At 42.8% G+C, this 11,246-nt stretch carries 7 protein-coding genes; all 7 read right to left on the minus strand.

The features are described 5' to 3' along the window. Positions 1 to 300: 300 nt before the first annotated feature. On the minus strand, positions 301 to 1,491 hold the full coding sequence (locus CYQ88_RS11225; RefSeq protein WP_158236048.1) for a carbohydrate porin: 1,191 nt from the start codon (positions 1,489 to 1,491) through the stop codon (positions 301 to 303). 31 nt (positions 1,492 to 1,522) lie between these two features. Further along, entirely contained in the window at positions 1,523 to 3,967 is a 2,445-nt protein-coding gene (locus CYQ88_RS11230) for a diguanylate cyclase domain-containing protein (RefSeq protein WP_101841428.1), read from the minus strand. Next, positions 3,967 to 4,968 (minus strand): substrate-binding domain-containing protein, encoded by a 1,002-nt coding sequence (locus CYQ88_RS11235; RefSeq protein ID WP_101841429.1) that lies wholly within the window; start codon positions 4,966 to 4,968, stop codon positions 3,967 to 3,969. Before CYQ88_RS11235 ends, CYQ88_RS11230 begins: the two co-directional genes overlap by 1 nt. Positions 4,969 to 5,183: 215 nt before the next feature. After that, positions 5,184 to 7,139 carry an alpha-amylase family glycosyl hydrolase gene (locus tag CYQ88_RS11240; RefSeq protein WP_101841430.1) on the minus strand — a complete coding sequence of 652 codons (1,956 nt, stop codon included), beginning with the start codon at positions 7,137 to 7,139 and terminating at the stop codon, positions 5,184 to 5,186. Between the two features lie 21 nt (positions 7,140 to 7,160). After that, entirely contained in the window at positions 7,161 to 8,045 is an 885-nt protein-coding gene (locus CYQ88_RS11245) for a carbohydrate kinase (RefSeq protein ID WP_101841431.1), read from the minus strand. Next, positions 8,029 to 8,895 carry an HAD-IIB family hydrolase gene (locus CYQ88_RS11250; protein ID WP_101841432.1) on the minus strand — a complete coding sequence of 289 codons (867 nt, stop codon included), beginning with the start codon at positions 8,893 to 8,895 and terminating at the stop codon, positions 8,029 to 8,031. Before CYQ88_RS11250 ends, CYQ88_RS11245 begins: the two co-directional genes overlap by 17 nt. 2 nt (positions 8,896 to 8,897) lie before the next feature. Further along, complete coding sequence (locus CYQ88_RS11255; protein ID WP_101841433.1) at positions 8,898 to 11,063, minus strand: HAD-IIB family hydrolase; 2,166 nt, start codon at positions 11,061 to 11,063, stop codon at positions 8,898 to 8,900. Positions 11,064 to 11,246: the final 183 nt, after the last annotated feature.

An 11,246-nucleotide genomic window follows, 5' to 3' on the forward strand; every position in this document is an offset into this window, starting at 1 on the left:
CGACCAAAGTAGTACCGGGATGGCAAAGCTGGCGAAGGTAAGCCAGCGTTTTGATCGGTTATCGAGTTCAACGCGCGGGGTTGTCCAAGAGTTTGGAAATAGAGCCATTGGCAGCATCCTTGATTCGTGATTAATAAGAGAATCGAAATCGTATTACGTTTTAATTTAAACGTAATAAAGCAATGGATGTACCAATGTAAAAAGTCTTTATAATTCAGGTTGTTAATGAATTATAAGGCTGGTAAGATTTAATAATGATTTAAAATGGTGCGATTAAGTTCTGTATTGGTTAGTGTGATGTTACCACCAACTTTCTATCTGAACGCCGGTAAAGAATCCTTGTCGATCCGCACCATAGGCGCCAGTCGTGCCACCTGCTAATCCAGCTTGTTGAGCGGCAAGATTCCAATCACCATAGGTGGTGTAAAGGCGCACAGCCGGTCTTTGCCAAAAGCCAGGTTTGGGTTTCCACTGTAACGCTAGGGTGACTTTATTGAGGGTGCGCGTACTTTCATTAACGGGGCTGACTTGATCATGACCCACTTCCGCTGCAAGGCTATAGTGTTGACTAAAGAAATGAACGCCACGAAATCCTAAAGAACGCCATTCCGCTTGCTGGTCCGTTTTTTCATAGACTAAGGTTGAAAAAAGCGCATTTTTTGGGGTGATTTCAATCAGGCCTTCACCGATCAGGCGAGTGGTTTTTCCTTGTCCACCACTCATGTCTAAATTGGCGCCTAGGCCTTCACCATATTGTGCAGTCACTTTTAAAAAATTGTCTTTCTGAAAAGCATAGTGGACTTGAGCATGGAGTTGGAGCCCTGAATCAGTGCCCGTTTGATCGGCTGATTGCTGTTCAATCCCTAAATTGAGTTTGCCTTGGGTGCTCAAAGGGATGTCATACACTTGAATATCGTGACTTTGGAGTGTTTTGCCATTATCGAGTTCATTGGTTTTATAGGCATAGGCTAGTTGGCTATTTCCGAGTTTAAAATCTTCAATGCCGAGGCCGGTCCCATTGTTTGCCCAATAGAAAAAGTCGCTGATATGAACATCTTTGCGTCGGTAATAGCGTTTACCTAGCCAAAAGCGACTACCGTTAAAGAGACTTTGATTCGTGGTGTTTTGTGCCTCAATCATATATTGATTCCACTCGGCATCATACTGAGATAAATCTTGCGCATTTTCAAAATAGATTTGCCCCATGACTCGGGCTTTGACAGTGTAGTCCGCATTGATGGCTTGACTGTTTTCAACCGCCATTTCGCCATAGTGATCGCATTCATTCCCCAGTCGGTATTTAGTTCTGGCACCCGGTAGCTTAAAGCAGCTGGCTTGGTTATCAAAGTTGCTGCCAATTCGAAAATAGCCAAAATGGTTCCATTCAGCCTGAACGATCGACGTCGTTAACATCATCAGTATCATTGTGGAAGTGACCAGGCCTGGTTGAATTTTGAAGGGGGAGCGAGGAGAGTGCAGTGGTTTTGTCATTTTATTATTCTCATTTAGTGTGACGATAAACTCAAGATCGGGGGATATCGCTAAAAAAGTAGTAACGGTTTTTTCCCGAATTCTTGGCCTGATACATGGCATCATCCGCTTGACGTAATAATTCATCAAAACTAATAGGGTTAGATTGAGGGTAAAACGATACGCCAATACTGGCGGTCACTTCAAGCTGTAGTGTGGTTCCATTTTTTTCACAAGGAATGGTTAAGTGAAGATCAGCAAGCAGCCTTTCCAATATGGGAACAATTTCTTGTTGAGTGCTAAGGTCGGCAATTGCAATCACAAACTCATCACCACCCAGTCTAGCCACAATATCTTCTTTTCGTAACAGCGCAGCTTTAAGTGGATGAGCAATATCGATTAATACTTGGTCACCTGCTTCATGTCCGAGGTTGTCGTTCACTTCTTTAAAGCCATCTAGATCTAAATAGAGTAGTGCCATTAAAGTATTGTTGCGGTCACAGCGGTGCATAATGGTTTTAATCAGTTCATTAAACAGATATCGATTCGGTAGACCGGTCAAACTATCATGCTTGGCACTGTGTTCAAGTGCCTGTTTGCTAAGGATGTTCTCAGTGACATCCCAGAAGATGCCTTGAATCCCTGTCACTTGTTGATTGAAATCTAAAATTGGCAGTTTTATGATTTCTAGGTACTGTTGCTGATTTTTTGTTTGAGACCGTATATCGATAACGGGTTTCACAGCATGGAAAGGGGTTTTAGTGTTAATAACCTCTTGGTCAACTTCATGGCAGTTTTCACACCAGTCTTTGGGGAGTACCTGTTGGAAGTCTTGCCCAATTAAACTCTCTGAAGCTTGTTGTAGATAGGCTGAAAAGGCTTTATTGACAAAAGTAAAACGCCCTTCCAAGTCAACGCGATAGATATAGAAGGGGATTGCATTGACCAATGATAATAGTAGTTGTTTGGTTTCATTGAGCTGATGAATGAGGTCATCAAGTTCGGTGATATCATGACCTATCCCTAAGATACCAATGATTTCATTGTCTTCTGAAACCAGAGGCACTTTAGTGGTTTCAAATAATCCCTCAAAGCCATTCGAAGCAAAAGTTAATTGCTCTTTATTACGAACTGCTTTGCCTGCTACCATCGCATTTTTATCATGTTTTCTAAAGAAATCAGCCAATTCCTGGTCGACAAAATCATAGTCTGTGTTGCCAACAATTTCCTCTTCTTTTGCACCAAAAAACTGCTCGAACTTGGAGTTACATAATAAGTAGCGTCCTTCACTATCTTTTAGCCAAAGCAGATCGGGAATGGTTTCAATAATGAGTTTATTAATGCTGTTAGCGCGCTTTAATTCCTCTTGGGCAGCAATGCGGTCACTAATGTCGGTGATGGTGCCAATCATTCTTAGTGGGGTGTTTTTGTCGGTGTATTCAACCACAACCCCTCGATCATGTACCCAGATAATCTGGCCATCATCCCGACATAAACGATGTTCACTGTCAAAAACGGCCGTTTCACCATCAAGTACTCGTTGCATGTTTTCCCAGACGATTTGATAGTCGGCAGGATGAAGACGGACCTTAAAGTCCCCAAGATCGTTGACGATCGTATCACTAGAGCAGCCAAGTATATTTTTCCACTGCGGAGAGTAATACACTTCTCCCGTATCTACTTGCCAATCCCAAAGGCCATCTCCGCGACCATCTACCGCAAACTTCCAGCGGAATTCACTTTCGGCGAGGGCTACCCTTGAGGCACGGATAGTATGGATCATGGTGTTGATGGTTTGAGTCAGCTGAGCAATTTCTGTTGGACCAGATGCTTTAATCTCTTGGGTTGGAATACCTGAGTCATCGGTTTTTTCAATCAGAGAAATGGTTTTGGTAAGCGGTGCGAGTAAAAATTGACGTATCGCCAAAAACAATAAAAGCGTTAAGCTAAAAGAAATAATAAACATATTGGACACACTTTCAATTAACAATGTATCTAATGCTTGGTGAATTTTCTGGTCCGAGACATAAATTGTTACGTCTCCAAGGGGCTTGCCAGAAGTGGTGGAAATATGATGTGTATCTGTAAAAAAACTGTCTTTTAAAGCCGCACGGTGATCCGGATTACTAGGGTCATACTCAACGAATTGACTTGGCTGAATTTGAATATAGCCTGTTTTATACTGGTTTGATCCGGTAATTTTCGCCATGTTTCGGTCGGAAACAATAATGGCTAATAAATTTTTATGCTGAATTTCATTTTGAATTAAATTTGTGTATTCGGCGACTGCATAAGATTCAATAAATGGGCTTAGGTTTTCTGATAATGATATGCCGCTTTGGTGAGCGTCGAGTTTAAGCTCTGTGGTTAAGCTCTCGGTAATATGTATATGATTAATAACCAGTTGAATGGACATCACGAGCATCACTGTGGCAATAATAATACTGCCAAGAGTGACATACAGAGAATGTTTCATGAGCCATTTTTTGAGCATCATTATTCCTCTTTTGGGGTTATACCCAGCACATTACGCTTAATAATGGGGTGCTTTTGTTGAATATTGTCTGCAGAAACCGCCAGTACAGGCAGTTTTTGGATTTTTTGTACGGACTTGCCATTTAAATGACGATCTAAAGCAGTCACCGCTTTTTCGCCAATCAAATAAGGTTGCTGCATGGCCGAACCGACGATAATCTGTTGCGGAATCAGTTCTAAAAATTCGGGTTCAGCATCAAAGCAGATCAGTAGGATGTCATCTGTTTTGTTGGCATCCGAAATCGCATCGAGTGCGGCTTGATAACGATTAGAGCCTTGTAACCAAATCGCCCGAAGATTTGGGTGCTTTTGAATCATTTGTTTAGCATAATCATAGGTTTCTTGGTAGGAAAAGGTTACCTGCTGTTTTAGTGCGACATTTTTGATTTGGTGCTCATCAAGTGCTCTTAGAAACCCAGCCGTACGTGCTTGGCCGTTAGCCCGTTTTTGGGGAATGGCAATCGTGCCAACACTGCCGTTTTGCCAGTTTTTGGCTTTCATTTTTTGAGCGAGAATTTGCCCGAGCTTGTAAGCACCGGTTTCGTTGTCTGAGCCAATATAGCTGACATACTGAACACTATCGGCACCAATATCGGCTATCACGACTGGAATGCTGGCTTTGTTCGCCAGTTTTAAAATGGTTGACGCTGCAAAAGACGTGGTGGGGGACAGGATGATTCCATCAACGGATTGTTTGATGACTTGGGTGGTGTTTTTTAATTCGAGTTTAGCAAGGTTGTTGGAGCTGTATATTTCCAATTCATAGCCGAGTGATTCAGCAGCCTGCTTTGCGCCTCGCGCCATAATATCCCAAAAGGGAATGCGAGTATCTGAAACAATATAGGCTAATTTCGGGTCAGAGGAGGTCTTGTCTGTGTTCGCTTGGGCTGGTTGGAAGCTTAGCAGTATAAAGAGTAGGCTATTCAATAACAGGGTAAAGTTGAGTCGGTTCCATGACAACATACGTCAATCCTTGTTAAATTTGATCGGTCGATAAGGAAGGCTACTAGTGAGCTCCTATTCATAAAATCTTAAAAGGTGCTAGGGTCATTTTACGGTGAATGCCTAGATCCTGTTAGGCAAAATTACAATAAAAATTGATTTATATGAACTTTATGATAACCGTTTTGGTTCAAAAAATGACCAGGCCTGGTCATTTTTTAGGGCTTTTGAGCTGGTTACTGTTCGTAGAGCCAGTAAAACTGGAAAGGGGGAATGACCATGGCGTTATTAAAAATGTCTGGGGCAGCCCGACTATATAAGTCAATCAGTTCACCGTTTTGATAAACGCCCCAACTACTGATCTCATCTAAATCGAGTTGTTGGGGTGTCGGGCTGAAATTGGCAACGACCAAGACACGATTGCTCGGTTGTTGTGGGCTGTATCGGCTAATAACAAATAAATGCGGATTTTCAACATGAATGAGTTCACGGTTGTTAAAGTCGGCAAAAACTGGAATATCTTTACGAACGGCAATCATCTTTTTGAGGCCGTTAAAAATGGTGTATTCCACTGTGCCAGACTGGTGTCTTTTTTCGGCTTTTTCCCAATCGATATTAGGTCGATGTACCCAGCGGTTATCATTCATTTTATGAGGATCATTGAGGTAGGCGTCGCTATTTAGGGTGCCGATTTCATCACCATAATAGAGCAATGGAATCCCCCCAAAAGACAGAATCATGCTGTGAAGCAGTAAAATAATTTTTGTGGCATCTTCAATGGCGTCGTTATCGCCCAGTTCGATTGCTTTTTGCAGCCCTGCTAAAGAGGCGAGAGAACCTGAAATTCGAGCGTCTCCCGTTTTAGGGTTTTCGCCAAAAGGCAGTCCTTTGGCATGAGAGCCTTCGAAGGTTCCGGTAAAGTAGTCAATTAAAAAACGGCGGTGAGAGAAGGGTTCGTAACCTGCAGAAATGACGTCTTTATCATCAAAGCCAAAGCCGATGTCATCATGGCAGCGGATATAGTTCAGCCAAGTGGCTCGCTCTAACTTATCGGGTAGGTTTTTGATTCCTTGGGTGAGTAGTTTGGTATTTTTAGTGGCGACCGCTTCCCACATCAACGCCATAAAGGTGGCGTTATAGGCGATTTCACATTCTTTAGCAACAATTGCATCTTCACCGAAATATTTGGTGACTTCATTGGGGGCGACAATCGCTTCGGCAATAAACAGTACACCGGGTGCCGTGACTTGGCAACAATCCTTAAATAGTTGCAATATTAAGTGCGCTTCATGTTCGTTCTGACAGATGCTGCCAATTTTTTTCCATAAAAAGGCAACGGCATCTAGACGTAAAATATCGGCGCCTAGATTTGCCCAATAGAGAATGATATCAAGCATTTCAATAAAGACGGCGGGATTGGTGTAATTGAGGTCCCATTGATATTGGTTAAAGACGGTCATGACCCAGCGTTGCATTTCGTCATCCCAAGTGAAGTTACCAGGCGCTTGCTGCGGAAAGATTTCCAACATGCTTTGCTCAAACATATCGGGGATATTTCGGTCTTTGAAAGTGTAGAAGTAATCTTGGTAAACGGGATCGCCAGCACGAGCTTTTTGCGCCCATTCATGTTCATCAGAGGTATGATTAAGGACTACATCTAAGACCAATAGCATTTCTCTTTGTTGCATGGACTGACTGAGATTTTTTAGATCGTCAAGGGTGCCTTCTCTTTCGTCAACGGCTCTAAAGTCACTGACAGCATAGCCTCCATCACTTTGCGTCTTCGGGCACTTCATTATCGGCATGACATGCACCAGATTAATCCCCAGTTCCTGAAGGTAGCACAGGTGATCTTTCATGCCTTTAAGGCCTAAAGAAAAGCCATTGGCATAGAGTGCCATTCCAACCCATTGTTGATGAATAAACCAGTTGTAGTCTTTTTCCCTTTCTGTATCTAGGTCTTTCAAGTGGTCGGGTCGTTTAATGTATTTTCTCGCCATGGTTTCAACTAGGTTGAGCGCCTGTTGCTCAAAGTCGGCTCTATGGCCATAAAGTTTTTCAAATAGGGAGTGAATGGCATAAAAGTTGGCTCCCAACCGCGTGTAAAAATGGCGTAAATCTTGTGCGGAGATATCAGGTTGGATTTGATCTAGGATATTATTTAATAATGTATGTGAGACTTGCTCGTACATAAAGAACCTTATGGCTGCTGGTTAAATATATAAAGATTGGAAACTTTTATAAAACTGTGGATCGGCTGATGTTGCCCCACGATTACCAATGATTTGACTGGCAAATGCCTGAGCGACTTCTAATGTTTTTTGTATGGGCCACTTTGAAATTAGACCATGAATGTAAACCGCTGTAAAGGCATCACCTGCACCAACCGTATCAATAATATGATTAACTTTGGGCGGAGTGTGTTCAAAGAAATGACCATCTTGGGTTAAAACGATGGTGCCAACTTCCCCCCGTGTAACGATGAGCTGGGCATTTGGAAAGTGTTGTTGAAAATCGAGCATGGCATTTTGGATAAGGGGGTCGGTAAATTCAAGTTGATGCAGTTCGTGATGGTTAAGCTTGACCCAGCTGGCCTGCGCTATCCAATCTAAAATGGTTTGTTTTTGCCACCAAGGCTCACGAAGGTTTACATCCAGAAATCGTTGATAGTCACCTTTATTGACAAGGGTTTCAAAGGTCTTGCGACTGTGAGGGTGTCTTAATGCAAGTGAGCCATGGTAGAGTAACCCGGTTTTAGGGAGATTCGCGGCTGATTTCAGATCAATGAAATCATAAGCGCAGTTCTGTCGGATATCGTAATGGGGTTCACCATCGATAATGGATATAGCTACTTGTCCCGTTGGGTGTTGAGAGTCTGTTTGCAGAGTTTCGGTAGCCATACCCCATTGACTCGCTTGGTTTAAAATCCTTTCACCTAGCGCGTCTTGACCAACCTTGGAAATAAAGTAGGGTGCATCGCCGAGTGCCTCTAAATGCCAGGCAATATTAAAGGGAGCGCCGCCTAAAACCTGTTCGCCTGAGTCAAAACAATCAAAAAGTGCCTCACCAAATATGAGGGGGTTAGAGCTCGGGGTCATATTCCACTCCTAGGGCTTGTAAATGCAAACGTAAATTAGGATGAAAGTGCCAAATGCCTTGTAAAATACCGGCTGCATAATTGCCGTTGTCATTTTGGGTTGGCTGGGCTAGGTATAGTTGTTCTGTGTTATTGGCTTGAGCTGTCAGTTGTGAGGCTTCGTCTCGAACTTCCTGGCTGGCGTTATTGACCAGGACGGATGGAATAGAACTGCTTAAAACCGCTAAATCGTTGCCGCTATCTCCCGCGAATAAAATTTCACTTGGGGTAAAGTCGAGCCGGTGTCGGAGATGTTCAATGGCATGGCGTTTGGTTGCATTGGATGGCAGTATGTCAAGCAGTCCTATCTCTAGAGCTTCATCGATACTCCAGATGAGGTTGGCTTGAATTTTGTGTTGCTTTAAAGTCGATGAAATTTGCGTTAATAAAGGAGCTTGGTCAATGGTCAGAGGAACGTAGTAGCTCAGTTTGTGGCTATTTTGTTTGCTAGGTTCTTGTAATTCAAGTTGATCAAATCGACTTAATAACGGAATAATGTTCTCGCTATTATAGCCTTGCCAGGCCTGGTTCATTTCGGTTAACCACTCTGGTACTTCATGCCAAGTGGGCATTTCAACTCGGTAGAGTTTGCTACCAACATCGGCAATCACATAATCGGGTTGTGGGAGACGGTAGTCGGCTATAGCTTCTTCAACCAGAGCTTTATGCCGACCTGTCACATAGACGAGGGTGACTTCAGGTAGATGGCATAAGGCGCTAAATTTTGCTCTGATATTCGGGGTTTCTGTTGCGTCACCATTGGGTAGTAGGGTTCGATCCATATCAGTGCATAGCAGAAGACGTTCACGCATCGTTATTCAGGTCCTTTGTTTGAATCGGGTGGTGCGCAGCGATTGAAAAAATCATAATAGTCTAAAGCTTCAAGGATTCCTTCTTCAAAAGGCGCTTTTGTAAAATAGATGCGTTCCACATCGGTTAATTGGGATAGGTCTTCATGACTGCGGTTAGCAAGAACTGCAGCCAGCGCATTGCCACGCATCATATCTTCATCAGATCCTGATCCGCCCGCGACAAAGGTGCGTTCTAATGGAATTTGCCAGCGTTCGACGACATAGCGAAGCGCTAATCCTTTTGAGGCTCGGATAGGAAGAATATCCAAAAACTGGTTGAAAGAGAGCTGGACATTAACGGTTTGCTCTTCTTGGTGGAGGCGCTGTTTAATGGCTTCTAAATCCGCTGAGTCTGGATTATATAGATAGCTGACTTTGAATCGGTTTTGTTCTTGCTTAGGTTGGATGGTTAACCCAGGTTTGATGGCGAGTATTCGACGAACCTTATGGGGCGTCCAATGGAAGTCAATGTGCTTTTCCCAGGCTGTGTCCAAAGTCAATTTTGGCGCATAGTGAATTTCTGTTCCGCTACTGCTAATTAACACATCCGGTTCAGGGATATTGTGTTCCTTAAGTAACTTGAGTGCAGAATCCAAGCGTCGTCCTGTGGCAATGATAAATAGGGTTTGTTTTCGATGCTCGTATAACAAGGCGGTTAACTTTTTTAATGCGGTGGCGTTGCCCATTAAGTTTTGGTCTAGACTACTAACAAAAGCTCGGTCATAGTACAGGGCTTCTCGCCTTGATAAATGAGTTCTTTCAAGTCGTTTATTTTCTTTGACTAATGGACAAATGAGTTCTAGGTAGCGATCCGCATGTGCTTTCCAAGCATAGTGTTTAAACACGCCTTTGAGCCCGTTCTCAATAGCTGTTTGTTTATAGTGAGTGTCGCTGAGCATTTTTAATAAGGCATTTGAGATGCTTTCAGGGTGCAAAGGGTCAATGAGAATGCCATTTTGGCAGTTGTGAATAATGTCAGTTGGGCCGCCATCTTCTGTGGCAACCAGTGGTAACCCAGATGCGGCGGCTTCGATTAAGGTTAATCCAAAAGGTTCAGTTAATGCTGGGTTAACAAAAACCCCGCTAGATGCTGCCGCGATTCGATAAATGTCTGAAACCTGGTCACGTTGATGATGCTTGGGGAGTACGACCTTGCCATAAAGGTCATATCGATCAATCGCGATTAGCAGTTCATGAAAAACCTGTTGAGCGCCATCTTCTAAATCATCAATATCATCTCGATTACCCGCAATAATGATTAAATTGGCAATGGCTTGTAACTGAGGAGACTGTCCGTAAGCTTCGATTAAGGTGGTAATGTTTTTGCGGGCATCAGGTCGTGAAAGAGCCAAAATAATGGGTTTGTCAGGGTTTTTTAAATGTTGGGTTAAGTAATTAAATAGATCTGATGTTAATTCGTTTCCTGCTGGCGGATGAAACTGTTTAAGGTCTGTTCCAGGAGGAAGAACTTGCATTTGAGATGGTTGGTAATAATCATAGAGTTCATACTGCTCTTTAATTTCCTGAAAGGTACTGGTGATGACAATCTCTGCACAGGCTAGTGTTTCTTCCTCAGATTCTATTCGTCTAGCCATTTGATAGGTGTTTTCAATTTCTTGAGCACTGACTCCTTTTGCGAGCAGTCGAGCACGTTTAACGCGCCCTAGGGAATGCCCTGTATGAACTAACGGTATGGCGAGTTGATTTGAAAGATGGTAACCGACATATCCCGCATCGGCATAATGGCTGTGAATTAAATCAGGGTAGTCTTCTTCATTTTTAAAGAAATCAACCATATTGTCAGCGAAAGTATCGAGATAATCCCAAAGTGCTTCTTTCGGTAAATAGGTGCCTGGCCCCGCATTAATTCGAATGATATTGAAGTTCTCAGACAGGGCTTCTACGGGGTGCGAATAGTCAGAAGAAATATCTGGATCAGTCAGTCTACGAGTAAATAAATTTACTTTAGCAACTTTCGGGTGTGCTGCAAGTGCCTGCGCGAGTTCATAAACATATAGTGTTTGCCCTCCCGTATCCGCATCTCTTCCGAGTTCTAAATCATGACCACGTATTAAGCCGTGAACACTAATTAAGGCAATATATAATCCTTCAGTCGAATTTTGTTCCATTACTTAGCATCTTCTTTATGAGTTTAGTGGCAGAAAATGTTCAAAAGTGCGGTTTCAATTTTCTATTAAGGGTCTTATTAGAGTCTGAATTGATCCAAATTAATTCTACAGTACCTATTTAATAAAACAAGTCAGTGACATAGTCGATTGTAATTAGGGCAAATGAAGTTCTGTCAATTAAGT

It is taken from the genome of Hydrogenovibrio sp. SC-1 (assembly GCF_002848135.1).
Taxonomy (GTDB): Bacteria; Pseudomonadota; Gammaproteobacteria; order Thiomicrospirales; family Thiomicrospiraceae; genus Hydrogenovibrio.